Origin of the sequence: Micromonospora sp. DT46 (assembly GCF_049841735.1) — a bacterium.
GTDB lineage: Bacteria > Actinomycetota > Actinomycetes > Mycobacteriales > Micromonosporaceae > Micromonospora > Micromonospora reichwaldensis.
On sequence record NZ_JBNCKW010000003.1, the window covers coordinates 49,138 to 69,813 of the forward strand.

Genomic DNA, 20,676 nt, shown 5'->3' on the forward strand with positions numbered 1-20,676 from the left:
CCGGGCGGCCGGCCTGCCCGCCACCGCCCTGGCCTACGGCCCGTGGGCGGAGGACGGCATGGCCTCCGGCGAGACGGCCGACGGCCTGCGCCGCCGCGGGTTCAGCCCGCTCGCGCCCGACGCCGCCGTCGCGGCGCTCGGCCGCTGGGTGAACGCCCCCGAGGCGGCCCCGGTGATCGTGGACGTCGACTGGGCCCGGTTCGTCACGGCGTTCACCGCCGCGCGGCCGAGCCACCTCTTCGACCGGGTCGCCCCCGCCGTCACCGAGGAGCCGGAGCGGCCGGAGAGCGCCGCCGCCACCGACGGGCTGCGGGCCAGGCTCGCCACGCTGCCGGCGACCGGCCAGGAGGCGCTGCTGGTCGACCTCGTCCGCGCGGAGGCGGCGGCCGTCCTCGGCCACCCCACCACCGACCAGGTGCCGGCCGGCCGGGCGTTCCGGGAGCTGGGCTTCGACTCCCTCGCCGCCGTGCAGCTGCGCGACCGGCTGGGCCGGGTCACCGGCCTGACCCTGCCGTCGACAGTGGTCTTCGACCACCCGTCGGCGGCGGAACTGGCCCGCTTCCTGCGTACCGAAATCGTCATCGGCGCGGAGGGCGGACCGGCCACCGGCGCCGTGGCCTCGGCCCGGCCGCCGGCGGACGAGCCGATCGCGATCGTCTCCATGGCCTGCCGCTTCCCCGGCGGGGTGTCCTCGCCGCAGGAATTGTGGCGGTTGCTGGCCGACGGCGTGGACGCGGTGACGCCGATGCCCACCGACCGGGGCTGGGACCTCGACGCCCTGTTCGACAGCGACCCGGAGCGGGTCGGCACCAGCTACACGCGCAGCGGCGGCTTCCTGCGGGACGTGGCCGGCTTCGACGCCGCATTCTTCGGGATCAACCCGCGCGAGGCCCTCGCCATGGACCCGCAGCAGCGGCTGCTGCTGCACACCACCTGGGAGGTCTTCGAACGCGCCGGCATCGACCCCCACCGGGTGCGTGGCTCCGCCACCGGCGTCTTCATGGGCACCAACGGGCAGGACTACGCCACGCTGCTGCTGGGCGCCCGCTCCCAGGTGGAGGGCTACCAGGCGACCGGCAACGGCGCGTCGGTGGTCTCCGGCCGCCTGGCGTACTCGTTCGGGCTGCACGGCCCGGCGGTCACCGTCGACACGGCCTGCTCGTCGTCGCTGGTGGCGCTGCACCTGGCCGCGCAGGCCCTGCGCAGCGGCGAGTGCGACCTCGCCCTCGCCGGCGGCGTGACGGTGATGTCGACCCCCGGCGCGTTCCTGGAGTTCTCCCGGCAGCGCGGCCTCGCCGCCGACGGGCGGGTCAAGGCGTTCGCCGAGGCCGCCGACGGCACCGGCTGGGGCGAGGGCGTCGGCGTCCTGCTGCTCCAGCGGCTCTCCGACGCCCAGCGCGACGGCAACCGGATCCTCGCCGTGGTACGGGGCAGCGCCGTCAACCAGGACGGCGCGAGCAACGGCCTCACCGCGCCGAACGGGCCCGCGCAGCAGCGGGTCATCCGGCACGCGCTGGACAACGCCGGCCTCACCCCGGGCGACGTGGACGTCGTCGAGGCGCACGGCACCGGCACCACCCTCGGCGACCCGATCGAGGCGCAGGCGCTGCTGGCGACGTACGGCAGGGACCACTCCGCCGAGCGACCGCTGTGGCTCGGGTCGGTGAAGTCGAACATCGGCCACACCCAGGCCGCGGCGGGCGCCGCCAGCCTGATCAAGATGGTGCTGGCCCTGCAACACGAGGTGCTGCCGGCGACCCTGCACGTGGACGCGCCGACCCCGCACGTCGACTGGTCCTCCGGCACGCTGGCGCTGCTCACCGAGGCGCGGCCGTGGACCACCACGGACGGGCCGCGCCGGGCCGGCGTCTCCTCGTTCGGGATCAGCGGCACCAACGCGCACGTGATCATCGAAGAGGCCCCGCAGCGGCCGGCACCGGTCGCCGCCGACGGGGAAGGGCCCGAAGCGACCGTCGGGCACGGCGACGCGCGACGCGACCACCGCGCCGTGGCCCTGCCGTGGCCGGTCTCCGCCGCCGACCTGCCCGCGCTGCGCGAGCAGGCCGGCCGGCTGGCCGACCGGGTGGCGACGGACGACGACCCCGCCGACCTGGTCGCCTGGGCGCTCGCCGACGGCCGGGCCCACCTCGGCCGGCGGGCCACCGTGGTCGCCGCCGACCGGGAGACCCGGCTGGCCGCGCTGCGGGCGCTGGCCGGCGGGGAGGACCACCCCGCGCTGGTCACCGCCCGACGGCACGGCGGCGGCCTCGCCGTCCAGTTCTCCGGCCAGGGCGCCCAGCGCCCCGGCGCCGGCCGGCAGCTGTACGACACGTTCCCCGTCTTCGCGGCGGCCCTCGACGAGGTCTGCGCGGCGCTGGACCACCAGCTGCCGCAGCCGCTGAAGCCGGTGCTGTTCGCGGCCGAGGGCAGCGCCGAGGCCGCGCTGCTCGACGAGACGGTGTTCACCCAGGCGGGGCTCTTCGCGCTGGAGGTGGCCCTGTTCCGGCTGGTCGAGTCGTTCGGGGTGGTGCCCGGGCACGTCGCCGGGCACTCCATCGGCGAGATCACCGCCGCGCACGTCGCCGGGGTGCTGTCCCTCGCGGACGCCGCCACGCTGGTGGCCGCCCGGGGCCGGCTCATGCAGGCCCTGCCCGCCGGGGGCGGGATGCTCGCCGTCGCCGCCGACGAGTCGGCGGTGGTCGAGTCCCTCGCGGGGCTGACCGACCGGGTCGGCGTCGCCGCCGTCAACGGTCCCACCGCCGTGGTGCTCGCCGGGGCCCTCGACGCCCTCGACGGGCTGGAGCGGACCTGGCGGGAGCGGGGGGTGCGCACCCGGCGGCTGCGGGTCAGCCACGCGTTCCACAGCCCGCTGATGGAGCCGATGCTGGCCGAGTTCCGCGCCGTCCTCGACGGGCTGACGTTCGCCGCGCCGCTGCTGCCGATCGTGTCGAACCTGACCGGGCGGCTCGCCGGGCCCGACGAGATCCGTACGCCCGACTACTGGGTGCGCCACGTCCGGGAGGCCGTCCGGTACGCCGACGGGATCGCCGCGCTGCGCGACGCGGGCGTCGACACCTTCCTGGAGCTCGGCCCGCAGGCGGTGCTGACCGCGATGACCGCCGGCCTGCTGCCCGGCGACGACGACGGGACGGCCGTGGCGGCGCTGCGCGCCGGCGTCGACGAGCCGGCCGCCCTGCTCGCCGCGCTGGCCGTCGTGGACGGCACCGGGCGGGACGTCGACTGGGCGGCGGTGCTCGCCGTGCTGGCCGGCCCCCGTCCGGATGCCCGCCGGCTGCCCGAGCTGCCCACGTACGCGTTCCGGCCGCAGCGCTACTGGCCGACCCTCGATGCGGCGCCGACGCCGGCCGCCGACCCGGTCGACGACGCGTTCTGGCGGGCCGTCACCGACGGCGACCTGGGCCGCCTCGGACTCGACCCGGACCAGCCGATGCGCGAGCTGCTGCCGGAACTGGAGTCGTGGCGGCGCCGCCAGCACCTCGACGGCACCCTGGCCGGCTGGCGGTACCGGGTCACCTGGGAGCGCCGGGCGCTGACCGGCGCCGACCCCGGCACGTGGCTGGTGGTGGCCCCGCCGCACCAGGTCACCGACCGGGTGCTCGCCGCCCTCACGGCCGGCGCCGCCACGGTGCACCTGCTGACCGTCGACCCGGCCACGGCCACCCGCGACGGGCTGGCCGCCGACCTCGACCGGCTCGCCGCCGCGCACCAGCCGACGGCGCTGCTCTCCCTGCTGGCGCTGGACGAGGCGCCGCACCCGGAACAGACCGCGCTGCCGACCGGCCTGGCCGCGAACCTGCTGCTCGTGCAGGCGCACACCCGCCGTTCCGGCCCGCCCGTGCCGCTGTGGCTGGCCACCACCGGCGCCGTCGCCGTGGACGACGAACCGGTCGTGCACCCGACGCAGGCCACCACGTGGGGCCTCGGCCTCGTCGCCGCGCTGGAACACCCCCGGCACGTCGGCGGAGTCGTCGACCTGCCGGCGGGCCCGGCCGAGGCGGCGTACGCGGCCCTGGCCGCAGCCCTGGTCAACGTCGACGGGGAGGACCAGCTCGCCGTCCGGGAGGCCGGCGTGCACGCCCGACGCCTGGTCCGCGACACCGGGCGGCCGGCGACGGGCGGCGGGTACCGCCCGAACGGCACGGTCCTGCTCACCGGCGGGACCGGCGCCCTTGCCCGGCACACCACGGACTGGCTGGGCCGCCAGGGCGCGGAGGTGCTCCCGCTGGCGGAGCCGGCGACGGGCAAGCTCGGTGACCTGATGGAGCAGCTCGCCGCCGAGAGCCGGCCGGTCACGGCGCTCGTGCACGTGCCGGCGGAGACCGGATCGGTGCCGCTGGCCGAGCTGACCCTCGCCGGCCTCGCCGCCGACCTGGCCGCCACCGTCGGCGACGTCCCGAGGTACGCCGACGAGCTGGCGCACCGGCCGCTCGACGCGTTCGTGCTGTGCACCTCCACCACGGGGGTGTGGGGCGCGGGCGGCCGGGCCGGCCAGTCCGCCGGCGACGCGCTGCTGCACGCGCTCGCGGCGAACCGGCGGCACGGCGGACTGGCGGCCACCGCCGTGGCGTGGGGCCCGTGGAGCGACGATCCCGAGTCGGCCGAGCAGGCGCAGCTGCGCCGGCGGGGCCTGCCGGGCCTGCCCCCGGAGCTGGCCGTCGAGGCGTTCGGGCAGGCGCTGCGCGCGGAGGCGGGGCTGATCGTCGCCGACGTGCGCTGGGACCGGTTCGTGCCGACGTTCGCGTCGATGCGGCCGTGCCCGCTGCTGACCGGGGTCCCCGAGGCGGACGCGGCGATGCCCGCCGACGACGACCGCCAGCCGGCGGACGACGAGGCGGCGACCGCGCTGCGGGAGCGGCTTCGGCCGCTGAGCCCCGGCGAACGGGAGGGCGTCCTCGTCGAACTCGTGGGCAACCTGGCGGCGGCCGTGCTCGGCCACCCCGGGGGCGGGGGGCTGGAGCCCGACCGGGCGTTCCGCGAGGTCGGCTTCGACTCGATGACGGCCGTGGAGCTGCGCAACCGGCTCCGTGCCGCCACCGGCGTCCAGCTGCCCGCGGGCGTGGTGTTCGACTACCCGACGCCGGCGGCGCTCGCCCGGCACCTGCGCGACCAGCTGGTCGAGGACGGCGCCGCCGCAGCGGCCCCGCTGCTAGCCGAGCTGGAGCGGCTCGACGGCGTCTTCGCGGCCGACGCGCCGGACCGGCTGACCCGGCAGAAGCTGCTGGTGCAGTTGCAGGCGTTCGTCGCCCGGTGGGGCGACGAGCGTGGTCCCGTCGAGGAGAAGCCGGCCACGCACACCCTCGACGACGCCACCGACGCCGAGATCTTCGATTTCATCCACCGCGAGCTGGGTGGCCCCGGGGGCAGCCTGCCGGGGCTGTAGGAACGGGTTGGCGCGACCGTCGTCGGCGGTCGCGCCGCCCGTGGTCGGGCGGGGGTGCCGCACCCGCCCGGCCACGGCCCGCAAGGACGGTGCGCCGGAGCGTTCAGCAGGCCGCCGGCGCTGACGCTTCGGACCTCGACCAGGGCGTTGTGGTCAGAACACGAGTTCCTCGGCCACCAGTGACCTCTCGCGGAGCAGCTCCTCGTCCCGGTGCGGCACGGCGTAGCGGCGTTCGCGGATCAGCGCCAGGAACTCGTCGGGGAGGGCCACCCGGTGCCGGTGGACGTGGTACGCCAGATCGTCGCGCCACAGCCAGTCACCGTCGGTGCGGATCGTCGACCCGTTCATGATCTGTCGCGTCGAGTCGAACGGGTCGTCGGCCAGGTCCATCATGTCGATGAGGACGTATCCGCCCTTGAGGTAGCGGACGACCTCGTCGACATCCGGCAGCTCCTCGGCGGAGACGTTGTCGAAGATGCTCTCCTGGACCAGGTCCAGGCCGACGGGTCCCAGCTCGCGGAACATCCCGGCGAACCGCAACGCCGGCTCACCCATCGGTCCTCCCGCCGGGATAGAAGGTCACCCACTGGCCGCCGTTCCTGATCCGAGGAACCTGCCCCGCTGGACCATACCGGTTCACACCGACCGCGTCGGTGGGTGCCATGACCGTCACCCCCAACGCGTCCGCCACCTGCTGGGCCGGCGGCGCGACCCCCGCGTCGGGCGCCACGGTGCCCGAGTGGCAGGACACCAGGCGCACCGGGCCGCCGCCGTAGTGCGGATTGCCGCGGATCGCCTCGGCGATCTGCGCCGGGTGGGTGTAGTTCGAGGGATGGCCGGCACCGTCCGCCCCGACGACGCCCGGGCGGAAGAGCCCGTTGCGCTCACCATGCACCACGACGTCGTGGTAGCCGGGCTCGGGCGCGACGGCATCGAAGTTCCGCAGGGTCGACTCGTCGTAGCCGATCGCCGTGGCGCCGGGGCGGTGGTAGACCGGGTCGCCGCCGGCGAGGTGCGAGTCCGGCGGCCGGGTCGGCGACTGCGGGTGCGTGCGGGCATCGGCCCAGTCCGACCTGCGGCCCATCGGATCCGTCGTCGCCGGTATTCCCATGAGGGCGTTGAGCACCTGTGGGAAGAACACGGCGAACGCCGTGTAGCCGGCGAGGGCGGCAGCACCGAGCACCGCAGCCGCGGCGATGCCGACGGCGGGGACCGCTCCGTAGCAGCCGGCGAGGCCGTCGGCCATCCCGCCACAGTCGATGGGTACGCCCTCGGCCAGCACCTCGACCGACACCGCCGCAGACATGGCCTCCCCATCCGAGCGTCGGAATCGAGCCACGTGAAGGCGTGAGCGCGTGCACCTGGGGGACCGTCGCTTCGGGTTAGGCTAGGTTAACCCACCACCGTGGACGGAGGAAGCCGTGTCAGACGGGGCCGCGCCCACGGAAGACGACCTTCCGGTGCGCGTGATGACGGTCCTCGGCCTGATCGCGGTGATCGTCCTCCTCGCCTCGGCCGGCGTCCTGGCCGTGTCCTGGCCGAGCACCCCACAGCGTTCTCCCGCCTTGGCGATCCGGCTGCACGCGTACGACCTGGCGACCGCGCGCATCGTCGATCGACCGCAGAAGAGGTTCCGAGAGGGGCAGATTCCGGCCGCCACGATCGACGAGGGTGTGGCCGGGGCAGCAGCCACGCGACCCGCGCGGGCGAGCTGGTACGACGTCTTCGGCCACCGGACCAACAGCGTGGACCTGCCGGATCTCGACGACCTGCGGGCCAGGCCGGTGCCGTTGAGCGCCACCTCCGCCGTACCCGCGGGGACCTACCAGTTCGTGTTGGCCACCGTCCGGGGGAACCGGGCGGAGGAGGTGCTCGTCTGGGTGCACGTGGAGATCGAGCGGTGACGGAGACGACCACGCAGCCGAGCGGCGCCCCGCCGCCCCGGTCGGTGGCACCGGACCCGGTGGCACCGGACCCGGTGGCACCGGACCCGACGGCGCCGGCTGCGTACCGGCTCGACCGGCTCGGCGCCGCGCTCACCACCGGCGAGGCGTTGCTGGTGATGATCGCCGTGGCGTCGCTGGTCGCCGTCATCCGGGACGACGGCGCCGGGGTACGCGTCCTTGGCATGGTCAGCCTCGGGGCCGCCGGCGTCTCGCTCTTCGTCGCCTGCATCGCCGCCGTCGTCGTCGCCATGACCTCCGCCACGGGTGCCTCGCCGCGTGGCCGCTTCAAGACCTGGGCCTTCGGCGGTGCGCTGGCGTTCGCCGCGCCGGCCCTCCTGATCGTGCTTCTCACCCTCCTACAGGTGGGAATCGCCTGGCGGGGCGCGCTGCTGAGCATCCCGACGACCCTCTTCGCGCTGTGGACGTTCCGCCGGATGCAGCGCAACCGCAAGCCACCGTGGCGACTGGTCGTGGCCGCCTTCGCCTGGGGCCTGTTCGTCGCCGCCTACTTCGCCCAGATGGTCGAGGGCATCCTGCACGTCGTCATCACGGCAGAGCTCATGCCGGGCACCGCGGCGATCGTCAGTCACGCGGCCGCCGCCGCGGTCCCCGAGGAACTGGGCAAGGGCGCCGGGGTCCTCGTGGTCGTACTGCTCGCCTGGCGGCGCGTCGACGGCATGCTCGGTGGCATCGTCATCGGCGCCTGCGTCGGAATCGGCTTCCAGTTCGCCGAGTCGACGTCCTACATGACCGGGGACTTCGGCGCCGTGCTCTACCAGCACTGGTACCGGCAGGTCACCGGGCTTCTGGTCAGCCATGCCACCTACACGGGGATCATCGGCGCCGGCATCGGACTCGCCATGCAGTTCCGCGACTGGCGACGGCGGGCGGTCTGCGTTGGCAGCGGCTTCGCCGTCGCCATCGCGGCCCACCTGATCTGGGACATCTTTGCAATGGGCCGCCTGTACTGGGAGTCCGACAATTCCACGCTCCAGTTGTTCGTTGTGCAGCCGCTGAACCTCATCGTGCTCAAGGGGCCGGCGTTCGCCATCCTGCTGTTTCTCGTCGTCATCGCTCTGCGCCAGGAAACCAGGTCACTGCATCGGCAGCTCCGGGGTGAGGCGTGCGACCCGCGCGGCGCGATCACCCGGGCCGAGGTGCCCGTACTGGTGAATCCGTCGCTGCGTCTCCGGATGCGGCTACAGGCACTCCTGCGTGGTGACCGTCCGGCCTACACGCGGATGAAGCGTCTGCACTCCGCGCAACTGGACCTGGCATTCGCCAGATGGCGCCGCCACCGGGGCGACCCGCCGCCGCCGGGGACCGAAGACACGCTGCGGCAGCGGATTCGCGATCTGAGGACGGAAGCCCCTCCGGTTCCGCCGGCCGCCGGCCAGCGGTAACTCAGGCCCGGGCAGGAGATTTGGCCGTCCCTAGTGGAGCTGTGCCACACTGCCCGGGTGACGCTGCCTCCGACGTCCGACGTGCCTGACGACCAGGGTGCTACCCCACCGGGACCCGGCAACGCGGCGCCACCGCCACCGCCACCGCCACCGGCATCGCCACCACCGCCACCGCCACCGCTGCCACCGGCGCCGCCGCCGAAGAACAACGGACCTCTCATCATCGGTGTCATCGCCGGGGTGCTGGCGCTGTGCCTGCTCGGGACCTGCGTGGTCGCGGCCGGTGCGCTGGTCGTCGCCAACAGGGGCGACGACGGCCGGCCGGTGGCCGTCGCGGACGGAACCCCTCCCGTGCCGTCGCCGACGACACCCCCACCACCGTCCACGCGGGAGACGTACGCTCCGCCGGAGCCGCCGCCCACGACCGAAGCGGCCCCACCACCACCGCCGCCCGCGAAGATCGGGCAGTGCATCGTCGTCAGCGAGGACGGCGACTTCCTGGGTGTCGGCAACTGCAACGGCACGCGGGGCACCTATCGGGTGGTGTCGGTGGACTACGACCAGGGCGCGTGCGCTGATCCCAAGTCCGCGTACATCGGGGAAGACGGCTACCGCCTGTGTCTCGAGCGCCATCTGGTGCGCAACTACTGCTACAAATTCCCGAAGGGCAATGGCTGGATCGTCGGCGCGTCGAAGTGCAAGGCAAAGGGCACGGTGCACATCGTCGACATCGTCCCAGGGGCGGCCAACGACAGAAACTGCACACGGGACTACCGGTGGAACCGCTGGTACCGGTTCACGCATCCGACTGTCGTCTATTGCGTGATGCAGTACTAGTGGGTTTCCGTGACAATCCCGCTGCTGCGGCTCGGGCCATTGGTCTGGTGACGACGACAGTGCCGGTGGCTTCGCAGCACGTGTGACGGCCCATTCCGCGGCGCGTCGCAGGCGGTAGTCGACGGCGGTTCACGCGGGGCGGCCGCCCACCGCTGGATTTCTCGGCCTTCCGGTGGGTGTCCTGGCCGCCCTGCCCGGGATGCTTGCGGCCCTGCTCGCAGGCGAGGCGTGTCCCGGCGGTCGACCGTCCCGGGGCCGCGGGCCAGCCCGTGCCCCGGTGGCCACGCCACACCGGCGCCGAACCAGCGGTACGAGGTCCGCCACGGCGCGTACACCTCGGGCTCATCCCGCCCCGGGCCCGGTCCGGACCGTCGGATGGCCGGCATCGAGGTGGTCGGCGAGCCGGACGACGGCGGGGACGGCCCACCGGACCCCGTCGACGATCTGCCGTTTCGTCCGATATGGCGGATGCCCTCGGCCCGGCACCCGCAGGCCGGACGAGCCGCAGCCTCGCCCACCGGGCGTCGTGCACGCCAGGCCGCCTCGCAGCCGCTACCCTGGCGCCAGGTCTCCGGTCGGTCGTCGATTCCCTCGGCCGCTAACCGATCTGCCGGAGCGCCGCTCTTATCGATCACCGCCACGCTGGGCCCACCTCCCCGCCCGGCAGTCCCTAACGAAACACGGGCTAGGGGCACCCGTAGGGGCACGCTAGGGGTTGTGACCGCAGTCCGGCGACAATTACCTTTCGTCCGGCGCGTAAGACCTGGTGGGGGCTGAAACGCTTTTTGTCTGGCAATTCGTGGTCGGCTGAATGGGCTTAGATCTTCGCGGCTTGTGGCGTCTGTGGACGGTATTGGGCCGCCTGTTTCTTTCCGGCCCGAAGAGGTGGCGTCAATGGCGACTGAAGATACGCTCCGGGAGTACCTGAAATGGGTGACGGCGGACCTTCACCAGACCAGGAGGAAGCTCGGCGAGCTTGAGGCGGCCAACCGGGAGCCGATCGCCATCGTCGGCATGGCCTGCCGGTTCCCGGGCGGGGTGAGCTCGCCCGAGGAGCTGTGGGAGCTCGTCGACTCCCGCCGCGACGCCTTCTCCGCGTTCCCCGCCGACCGCGGCTGGGACCTGGCGCGGCTGTTCCACCCGGACCCCGACCACCCCGGCACGTCGTACGTCGCCGAGGGCGGCTTCATCGACTCCGCCACCGAGTTCGACGCCGCGTTCTTCGGCATCTCGCCGCGCGAGGCGCTCGCCATGGACCCGCAGCAGCGGCTGCTGCTGGAGGCCGCCTGGGAGGCGTTCGAGCACGCCGGGCTCGACCCCTCGGCGCTGCGCGGCCACCAGGTGGGAGTGTTCGCCAGCACCACCGGCCAGGACTACGTGGGCCTGCTCCAGCAGCCGCCGCCCGGCACCGAGGGCTACATCCTCACCGGCACCGCGGCCAGCGTCGTGTCCGGCCGGATCTCGTACGCGCTCGGCATCGAGGGCCCCGCCGTCACCGTCGACACCGCCTGTTCGTCGTCGCTGGTCGCCCTGCACCTGGCCTGCCAGGCGCTGCGGCAGGGGGAGTGCACCCTGGCCCTCGCCGGCGGTGCCACCGTCATGTCCACCCCGTCCGCCTTCATCGGCTTCAGCCGCCAGCGGGGCCTGGCCATGGACGGCCGGGTCAAGTCGTTCGCCGCCGCCGCCGACGGCACCGCCTGGGGCGAGGGGGTCGGCCTGCTGCTCGTCGAGCGGCTCTCCGACGCGCGGCGCAACGGCCACCCCGTCCTCGCGGTGGTGCGCGGCAGCGCGGTCAACCAGGACGGCGCGAGCAACGGGCTGACCGCCCCCAACGGCCCGTCCCAGCAGCGGGTCGTGCTCCAGGCGCTGGCCAGCGCCCGGCTCGCGCCCGAGCAGGTCGACGTCGTGGAGGCGCACGGCACCGGCACCACCCTCGGCGACCCCATCGAGGCGCAGGCGCTGCTGTCGACGTACGGGCAGGGCCGGCAGCCGGACCGGCCGCTCTGGCTCGGCTCGGTCAAGTCGAACATCGGGCACACCCAGGCCGCCGCCGGCGTGGCCGGGGTGATCAAGATGGTGATGGCGCTGCGGCACGAGACCGTGCCGGCGACGCTGCACGTCGACGAGCCCACCCCCAACGTGGACTGGACGGCCGGCGCGGTGTCGCTGGTGACCGAGCCGCAGCCGTGGCCCGCCGGGGAGCAGCCCCGCCGCGCGGGCATCTCCTCCTTCGGCATGAGCGGCACCAACGCCCACGTGATCATCGAGGAGGCGCCCGCCGCCGACCCGGCCCCCGTGGACGCCCCGGACGGCGCCGCCGCCGCGACCGACCCGGTCGCCGTGCCGGCCGCCGCCGACACCGCCCCGGTCGACGGGGCCGGCCTCGTGCCGGTGCTGGTCTCCGCCCGCGACGCCGAGTCCCTGGCCGCGCAGGCGACCCGCTGGGCCGACTGGCTCGACGACCGCCCCGAGCTGCGGCTGACCGACGTCGGCTGGTCGTCGGCGCGTACCCGGGCCAGCCTCGAGCACCGGGCCGTGCTGCTCGCCGCCGACCGCGCCGGCCTGGCCGACGGCCTGCGCGCGCTCGCCACCGGCGGCGACGCCCCGGGCCTGGTCACCGGCGCCGGCCCGCGCGGCGGCAAGCTCGCGTTCCTCTTCTCCGGCCAGGGCGCGCAGCGCAGCGGCATGGGCCGCGAGCTGGCCGCCGCGTTCCCCGTCTTCGGCCGGGCGCTCGCCGAGGTCTGCGCCGAGCTGGACCGGCACCTGCCCCGCCCGCTCACCCCGGTGCTCTTCGCGCCCGAGGGCGACGAGGCCGCCGGGCTGCTCAACCAGACCCTCTACACCCAGGCCGGCCTGTTCGCCGTCGAGGTCGCGCTGTTCCGGCTCCTGGAGAGCTGGGGGATCGTCCCGGACGTCCTGCTCGGCCACTCGATCGGCGAGCTCTCCGCCGCGCACGCGGCCGGCGTGCTGTCGCTGCCCGACGCCGCCACCCTCGTCGCCGCCCGGGGCCGGCTGATGCAGGCCCTGCCGGCCGGCGGCGCGATGCTGGCCGTCCAGCTCCCCGCCGACGCCGTCCGGGCCGCCCTGGCCGGCGTCGAGGACCGGGTCGCCGTGGCCGCCGTCAACGGGCCCACCGCCGTGGTCGTCTCCGGCGCGGCCGACGCCGTCGAGGAACTCGAACGCCGCTGGGCCGACCAGGGCGTACGCACCAGGCCGCTGCGGGTCAGCCACGCCTTCCACAGCCCGCTGATGGAACCCATGCTCGCCGAGTTCGCCGCCGTGGTGCGCGGGCTGGAACTGCACCCGCCGACGCTGCCGATCGTGTCGAACCTGACCGGCACGGTCGCCGACCCCGACGAGATCCGCACCGCCGAGTACTGGGTGCGGCACGTGCGGGAGGCCGTCCGGTTCGCCGACGGCGTCGACCAGCTGCGCGCCCTGGGCGTGCGTACGTTCCTGGAGGTCGGCCCCAGCGGCGTGCTCACCGCGCTGGCCCGCGACGTCCTGACCGCCGCCGGCGCCGACGACGACACCGCCGCCGTGGCGCTGCTGCGCCGCGACCGCCCCGAGCCCGCCTCCGCCCTCACCGCCCTCGCCGAGCTGCACGTCGGTGGGGTCGAGATCGGCTGGGCGGAGCTGTTCGCCGGCGCCGACACCGCGCGGGTGCCCCTGCCCGCGTACGCCTTCCGCCGGCAGCGCTTCTGGCCCGAGCCGCCGCCCGCCGCCCCCGACACCGTGTCGGCGGACGGCGACGACGAGTTCTGGACCGCCCTGGAGCAGGCGGACGTCGACACGCTGCGCGGCGAACTGGGCGACGACGACGAGCAGGTCCAGGCGCTGCTGCCGGCCCTGCCCGTACTCACCTCCTGGCGCCGCTCCCGGCGGGAACGCTCCCTCGTGGACGGCTGGTCGTACCAGGTGACCTGGCAGCCCGTGCCGGTCGAGGACGGCGACGGCCCGGCGGGCCGCTGGCTGGTCGTGCTGCCGGCCGACGACGCGCCGGCGTGGGCCGACGGCCTGGCCGGGCTCTTCGGCGACGACGAGCCGCTGGTGCTGCGCGTCGGCGCGGCGGACCTCGACCGCGCGGCGCTCACCGCCCGGCTGCGGGACCTCGTCGACGGCCGGCCGGTCGACGGCGTGCTCGCCGTGGTCGCCGGCCAGGACCGGCTGCTGGCCGAGCACCCCGGCGTGACCCTCGCCGCAGCCAGCACCCTCGCCCTGGTCCAGGCGATGACCGACCTGGACCTGGTGGCGCCGCTGTGGTGCGTCACCAGCGGCGCGGTCGCGGCGGCCCCAGGCGACCGGGTCGCGCACCCGTTGCAGACCGAGGTCTGGGGCCTCGGCCGCGCGGCGGCCGTCGAGCAGCCGCACCGCTGGGGCGGCCTGGTCGACCTGCCAGCCACCGTCGACGACGCCACCACCCGGCGGCTCGCCGCCGTGCTGGCCGGTCACGTCGGCGAGGACCAGGTGGCCGTCCGGCCCGGCGGGACCTGGGCCCGCCGGCTCACCCCGGCCCCGCCGGCGGCGGACGAGCCCCCCGCCGGCGACTGGTGCTCCGGCACCGTCCTGGTCACCGGCGGCACCGGCGCCCTCGGCGGCCACGTCACCCGCTGGCTGCTCGGCCGCGGCGCCGGGCGGGTGGTCCTGGCCAGCCGCCGGGGCACCGCCGCCCCGGGCGTGGCGGACCTGGTCGACCGGTACGGCGCCGACGGGCGGGTCACCGTCGCCACCTGCGACGTCACCGACCGGCGCTCCGTGGCGGACCTGGTGGACGCGCTGCCCGACCTGACGGCGGTCGTGCACGCCGCCGGCACCGACCAGCTCACCCCGCTGACCGACACCACCCTCGACGAGTTCTCCCACGTCGTCGCGGGCAAGGTGCTCGGCGCCCTGCACCTCGACGCCTGCCTCGCCGAGCGCGACCTCGGCGCGTTCGTCATGTTCTCCTCCATCTCCGGCGTGTGGGGCAGCGCCGGGCAGTGCGCCTACGGCGCCGGCAACTCCCTGCTGGACGCCCTGGCCGTCAACCGGCGCGACCGGGGCCTGCCGGCCACCGCCGTCTCCTGGACGGCCTGGGGCGGCGAACACGGCATGGCCGCCGAGAACGTGGCCACCGAACAGCTCAACCGGATGGGCCTGCCGCCGATCGACCCGGAGAAGGCGCTCGTCGCCCTCGACCGGGCGCTGCGCCGCCCGACGCCCTGCGTGACCGTCGCCGACGTCGACTGGAGCCGGTTCCACCCCGCGTTCACCGTGGCCCGGCCCAGCCCGTTCCTGGGCGGCGTGCCGCAGGTGCGGGCGCTCGTCGCGCAGGAGGAGGAGGCCGCCGCGCCCACGGGCGGGGTCGCCGCGCCGCTGCGCCACCTCGCGGCGCTGCCGGCGGCGGAGCAGGAGCGGGAGCTGCTGCGGCTGGTCAACGAGCAGACCGCCGCGGTGCTGGGCCACGCCACCCCCGACGAGCTGCGCGGACGCCCGTTCAAGGACCTCGGCTTCGACTCGCTGACCGCCGTGGACTTCCGGGGACGGCTGAACGCGGCCACCGGCCTGCGGCTGCCCACCACGCTGGTCTTCGACTACCCCACCCCCGCCGAGCTGGCCGCGCACCTGCGTGAGCTGGTCTCCGGCGCCACCCCGGCCGACGCCCCGCAGACCGTCGTCGTCGACGCCGACGAGCCCGTCGCGATCGTCGGGATGGCCTGCCGCTACCCCGGCGGCGTCGACGGGCCGGAGGCGTTCTGGCGGCTGGTCGCCGACGGGGTGGACGCCATCTCGCCGTTCCCCACCGACCGGGGCTGGGAGATCCCTGAGCCGGCGGAGGGGACGCACCCCCCGGCGGGCGGCTTCCTCTACGACGTGGCGGACTTCGACCCCGCCTTCTTCGAGATCTCGCCCCGCGAGGCCCTCGCCATGGACCCGCAGCAGCGGCTCGCCCTGGAGACGTCCTGGGAGGCGCTGGAGCGGGCCGGGGTGGACCCGGCGACGCTGCGCGGCACCCGCACGGGCGTCTTCGTGGGCGCCTCCACCTCCGGCTACGGCACCGGGCTGACCGAGGTCCCCGAGGGCGTCGAGGGCTACCTGATGACCGGCGCCGCGCACAGCGTGATCTCCGGCCGGGTCGCGTACGCCCTCGGGCTGGAGGGACCCGCCGTCACCGTCGACACCGCCTGCTCCTCGTCGCTGGTGGCGCTGCACCTCGCCGGGGCGGCGCTGCGGCGCGGCGAGTGCGACCTAGCGCTGGCCGGCGGCGTGGCCGTGATGGCCACCCCCACGGCGTTCCAGGAGTTCTCCCGCCAGGGCGGCCTCGCCTCCGACGGGCGGTGCAAGTCCTTCGCCGCCACGGCGGACGGCACCGGCTGGTCCGAGGGCGTCGGCATGCTGCTCGTGCAGCGGCTCTCCGACGCCCGCCGGCAGGGCCGGCGCATCCTCGCCGTCGTACGCGGCTCCGCCGTGAACTCCGACGGCGCGTCGAACGGCCTGACCGCCCCCAACGGCCCCTCCCAGCAGCGGGTGATCCGGCAGGCGCTCGCCAGCGCCCGGCTGGCGGTCACCGACGTGGACGTCGTCGAGGCCCACGGCACCGGCACCGTCCTCGGCGACCCGATCGAGGCGCAGGCGCTGCTCGCGACGTACGGGCAGGACCGGGGCGACGCGGGCCCGCTGCTGCTGGGCTCGGTGAAGTCGAACATGGGCCACGCGCAGGCCGCCGCCGGCGTGGCCGGCGTGATCAAGATGATCCTGGCGATGCGGGAGGGCACCGTCCCGGCGACGCTGCACGTGGACGAGCCGTCGCCGCACATCGACTGGTCGGCCGGCGACGTGGAGCTGGTGACCCGGTCCCGGCCGTGGCCGGCGGTCGACCGGCCCCGCCGCGCGGCGGTCTCCTCGTTCGGCATCTCCGGCACCAACGCCCACGTGGTCGTCGAGCTGCCCATCGACGCGCCCGCCGACGCCGAGGCGGCCGACGCCCCGACGCCGCTGGCCGTCGGCGCGGAGGTGCGGGAACGCGCCGCCGGGCTGGTCGCCGCCGACGTGGTGGTGTGGCCGGTCTCGGCCCGCTCGACCTCCGCGCTGGCCGCGCAGGCGTCCCGGCTGGCCCGGCACCTGCGGGCCCACCCCGGCCTCGCCCCGGCGGCGGTCGGCTGGTCCCTCGCCGCGACCCGCTCGGCGTTCGACAGGCGTGCCGCGGTGCTCGGCGCGACCCCCGGCGAGCTGCTGGCCGGCCTGGACGCGCTCGCCGCCGGCACCCCGGCCGGCACCGTGCTGACCGGCACCGTCGCCAACCACGGCGCCGGCCCGGTGTTCGTCTTCCCGGGCACCGCCCCGGCGGGCGCGGCGGCCGGACTCGTGGGCCGCTGCCCGGTCTTCGACGACGCCCTCGCCGAGTGCCGGCAGGCCCTCGCCCCGTGGGTCGACGTCGACCCGGCCGCCCTGCTGACCGGCGCGGACGCCTCCTGGGGCGAGCGGCCGGAGCTGGCCCGGCCCGTGCTGTTCGCCGTCGGGGTGGCGCTCGCCGCCGTCTGGCGGCACGCCGGCCTCACCCCGGCCGCGGTCGTCGGCGACGGCGACGGCGAGGTCGTGGCCGCCCACGTGGCGGGCCTGCTGTCCCTGCCCGACGCCGCCCGGACGGTGGCGCTGCGGGCCCGGGCCGCCGCCGGCGAGCTGGACCCCGACGGCCTCCGCGTCGCCCTGGCGGGGCTCGCCCCGCAGCCCGGGACCGCCCGGCTGGCCTCCACGCTCACCGGCGACTGGGCCGATTCGGCCCGCCTCGGTGTCGACCACTGGGCAGACCCGACCGGCCTTGGTGTCGACCGGGCCGGCCCCGGTGCCGACCCGACCGGCCTCGGAGCGGCACCGAGCGCCCCCGGCGCCGACCGCCCGGCCGATGTCGCCGGGGGGCCGGAGCAGCTGGATGCCGCCCTGCGCGCCGCCGTCGACGCCGGACACGTGACCTTCGTGGAGATCTCGCCGGAGCCGGCGCTGACCGACCGGGTCGCCGCCGTCCTCGACGCGACCGGCGTCACCGGCCACGTCCTGGACACCCTCGCCGGGTCGGCCGACGCCGCCACCCGGCTGCTGACCGGCCTCGCCACCGCGTACACCCTGGGTCTGGCGGTGGACCACCGCCGGCTGCTGCCCGAGGCCGAGCCGGTCGACCTGCCCACGTACGCCTTCGACCGGAACCGCTACTGGCTGGAGCGCACCGGCGCGCACCGCTCGGTCCTGCCCGCCGTGGGCCTCGACGTGGTCGACCACCCGCTGCTCAGCGCGGTGGCCGACCTGCCCGGCGACGAGGGGCTGCTGTTCACCGGCCGGATCACCCTCGCCACCCACCCCTGGCTGGCCGACCACGCCGTGCTGGGCACGGTGCTGCTGCCCGGGACGGCGCTGGTGGAGCTGGCGTCCTGGACCGGCCGGCAGGCCGGCGCGGCGACCGTCGCCGAGCTGAACCTGGAGGCGCCGCTGGCGATCCCCACCGAGGGAGGGATCGACCTGCGGGTCCGCGTCGGCCCGCCGGACGAGACCGGGCACCGGCCCGTCGCCATCCACACCCGGCGCGACGACGACACCGGACCCGACGGTTCCCGCGCCTGGCAGCGGCACGCCTCCGGCCAGCTCGCCGACACCGTCGACCCGGAGCCCGCGCCGGCCGCCGTGTGGCCGCCCGCCGACGCCGAGCCGATCGCCCTCGACGGGCTCTACGCCCGGCTCGCCGCCCAGGGCTACCACTACGGCCCGGCCTTCCGGGCGCTGCGCGCCGCCTGGCGGTCGGGCCCGGACATCCTCGCCGAGGTCGCCCTGGACGCCGACGCGTCCACCGACACCACGGCCTTCTCGGTGCACCCGGCCCTGATAGACGCGGCGCTGCACGCCATCGGCGCCAGCGCCACGGCGGGCGCCACCGACGCCACGGCCGGCGACCCCGCCGGCGGCGCGTCGGGCGCCGAGGGCGGCCCCGACATCCGCCCGGGCCTGCCGTTCACCTGGTCGGGCGTGACCATCCGGCCCACCCGCGCCCGCGAGCTGCGGATCCGGCTGCGCGCCACCGACGCCTCATCCGTGGCCCTGACCATCACCGACACCGGCGCCACCCCGGTCGCCTCCGTCGACGGTCTGGTCCTGCGGCCCATCTCCGGCGAGCAGCTCAGCGCCGCCCGCCGGTCGGCCAGCCGGTCCCTGCACCGCCTCGACTGGGTCGCGCCCGCCACCGGCCGCGCCGACGGCACGTCCCGGCTCGTCGCCCTCGGCGACGACTGGCCCGGCGCCGACCGGCACCCGGACCTCTCCGCGCTGGTCGCCGAGGTGCGCGCGGGCGCTCCGGTGCCCGACGCGGTGGTGGTGACCTGCGTCGGACCCGCCGCCGACGAGCCGCACCCGGCCCGCCAGGCGCACCGCGTCGCCCACCGCATGCTCGCGCTGGCCCAGCAGTGGCTCGCCGAGGAGTCCCTCACCGCCGCCCGGCTGGTGGTGGTCACCCGCGGCGCGGTCCGGGTCGATCCGGACGAGCGGATCGCCGACGTGCCGGCCGCCACCGCCTGGGGCCTGCTGCGTTCCGCCCAGTCGGAGAACCCCGACCGGATCGTGCTCCTCGACGTCGACGACGACGCCCCGGCCGCCGCGCTGCTGCCGGCGGCCCTGGCCACGGGCGAACCCCAGCTCGCGGTACGCGCCGGCCAGCTCCGGGTGCCCCGGCTGACCCGGCTCGGCCCGCCCCCGGCCGAGGCGTCCGGCCCCGACCTGGCCGCCGGCACCGTCCTGGTGACCGGGGCGACCGGCCTGCTCGGGCGGCTCGTGGCGCGACGGCTCGTGACCCGGCACGACGTACGGCACCTGCTGCTGGTCAGCCGCAGCGGGGCGGACGCCCCGGGCGTCGCCGCGCTGGTCGACGAGCTGGCCGGACTGGGCGCCACCGCCCGGGTGGTCGGCTGCGACGTCACCGACCGCGACGCGCTCGCCCTGCTGGTCGACCAGATCCCCGCCGACCTGCCGCTGACCGGCGTGGTGCACGCGGCCGGGGTGCTCGACGACGGCGTCCTGCCCGCGCTCACCCCGGACCGCTTCGACACCGTGCTGCGCCCCAAGGTCGACGCGGCCTGGCACCTGCACGAGCTGACCGAGAAGCTGGACCTGGCCGCGTTCGTGCTCTTCTCCTCGGCGGCCGGCCTCTTCGGCGGCCCCGGGCAGGCCAACCACGCGGCGGCGAACTGCTTCCTCGACGCCCTCGCCCAGCACCGGCGCGACCGGGGACTCCCGGCGCTCTCGCTGGCCTGGGGGCCGTGGGTCAACGACACCGGCGACGGCCAGACCGGGCACGTCGACGAGGCCCGGATGAACCGGGGCGGCTTCGTCCCGCTCGGCGCCGACGAGGGCATGGACCTGTTCAGCGAGGCGCTGCGCTTCGCCGAGCCGGTGGTCGTACCGGTCAACCTGGACCTCGCCCTGATCGGCCGGCACGGTCCGGCGGCGGTGCCGCCGGTGCTGCGGTCGCTGGTGCGGCCGGCGACGACCGGCGCGGCCCGGGCCGCCGAACGCGATCCGGCCGAGGCGCTGCGGGAGACCCTCGCCGCCACGGCGGAGGCCGACCGCGACCAGGTGCTCTCCGACCTGGTCCGCACCCACGCCGCGGCGGTCCTCGGCTACGCGTCGATCCGCTCGATCGACGTCGAGCGCGGCTTCGTCGAGCTGGGCTTCGACTCGCTGACCGCCGTCGAGTTCCGCAACCGGCTCAACGCGGCCACCGGGCTGCGGCTGCCGTCCACGCTGATCTACGACCGGCCGACCACGGCCGCGCTGGTCGAGTACCTGCGGGGCGCGCTGCTGGCGGAGCGGAGCACCTCCGCGCTGACGGTGCTCGGCGAGCTGAACAAGCTGGAGCACGCCATGCGGGCGGTGGCCTCGGCCGACACCGACCGGGCCGCCGTCGGCGCCCGGCTGCGTGAACTGCTCTCCCTGTGGACCTACACCGAGTCCGGTGCGGACTCCGCCGCCGACGAGGGCGCCAGCCTCGAGTCGGCCTCCGCCGAGGAGATCTTCAGCCTGCTGGACGAAGAGTTCGGCTCGGCCTGATCCGGCATGTCGCACACCTCGAACC

At 75.9% G+C, this 20,676-nt stretch carries 7 protein-coding genes (1 of these 7 only partly in view); 5 read left to right on the plus strand and 2 right to left on the minus strand.

Annotation, left to right across the window (positions count from 1 at the left end; genetic code table 11):
- Positions 1–5,401 carry the 3' portion of a type I polyketide synthase gene (locus ACLQ20_RS08450; RefSeq protein ID WP_425854862.1) on the plus strand. Its footprint begins 24,431 nt before the window's first position, so the window shows 5,401 of its 29,832 coding nt (coding positions 24,432–29,832); its start codon lies off the left edge, out of view; the stop codon is at positions 5,399–5,401.
- Between the two features lie 153 nt (positions 5,402–5,554).
- Here the strand turns inward: ACLQ20_RS08450 and ACLQ20_RS08455 are convergent, their stop codons facing one another.
- Together ACLQ20_RS08455 and ACLQ20_RS08460 are read right to left on the minus strand one after the other, a co-directional pair.
- Entirely contained in the window at positions 5,555–5,956 is a 402-nt protein-coding gene (locus tag ACLQ20_RS08455; RefSeq protein WP_425854864.1) for a hypothetical protein, read from the minus strand.
- The gene (locus tag ACLQ20_RS08460; protein WP_225851877.1) at positions 5,949–6,707 is read right to left on the minus strand and encodes a hypothetical protein; all 759 of its coding nucleotides are present in this window, start codon (positions 6,705–6,707) and stop codon (positions 5,949–5,951) included. Before ACLQ20_RS08460 ends, ACLQ20_RS08455 begins: the two co-directional genes overlap by 8 nt.
- Positions 6,708–6,870: 163 nt before the next feature.
- Between ACLQ20_RS08460 and ACLQ20_RS08465 the strand changes: the two genes are divergently transcribed.
- The 4 genes from ACLQ20_RS08465 to ACLQ20_RS08480 all read left to right on the plus strand — a co-directional run bounded on the left by ACLQ20_RS08465 (position 6,871) and on the right by ACLQ20_RS08480 (position 20,651).
- Entirely contained in the window at positions 6,871–7,305 is a 435-nt protein-coding gene (locus ACLQ20_RS08465) for a hypothetical protein (protein ID WP_151452415.1), read from the plus strand.
- Positions 7,302–8,750: a PrsW family intramembrane metalloprotease gene (locus tag ACLQ20_RS08470; protein ID WP_425854866.1), complete on the plus strand. Its 1,449-nt coding sequence runs from the start codon at positions 7,302–7,304 to the stop codon at positions 8,748–8,750. The genes ACLQ20_RS08465 and ACLQ20_RS08470 overlap by 4 nt, the downstream gene beginning before the upstream one ends.
- A 57-nt stretch (positions 8,751–8,807) precedes the next feature.
- Positions 8,808–9,587, plus strand: coding sequence for a hypothetical protein (locus ACLQ20_RS08475; RefSeq protein WP_192581215.1), 780 nt, complete (start codon positions 8,808–8,810; stop codon positions 9,585–9,587).
- An 894-nt stretch (positions 9,588–10,481) separates the two neighbouring features.
- On the plus strand, positions 10,482–20,651 hold the full coding sequence (locus ACLQ20_RS08480; protein ID WP_425854867.1) for a type I polyketide synthase: 10,170 nt from the start codon (positions 10,482–10,484) through the stop codon (positions 20,649–20,651).
- Positions 20,652–20,676 lie beyond the last annotated feature (25 nt).

Coding starts and splice junctions, on each gene's coding strand:
- ACLQ20_RS08455 (WP_425854864.1), bottom strand. CDS start 5,956: ATGGGTGAGCCGGCGTTGCGGTTCGCCGGGATGTTCCGCGAGCTGGGA.
- ACLQ20_RS08460 (WP_225851877.1), bottom strand. CDS start 6,707: ATGTCTGCGGCGGTGTCGGTCGAGGTGCTGGCCGAGGGCGTACCCATC.
- ACLQ20_RS08465 (WP_151452415.1), top strand. CDS start 6,871: ATGACGGTCCTCGGCCTGATCGCGGTGATCGTCCTCCTCGCCTCGGCC.
- ACLQ20_RS08480 (WP_425854867.1), top strand. CDS start 10,482: ATGGCGACTGAAGATACGCTCCGGGAGTACCTGAAATGGGTGACGGCG.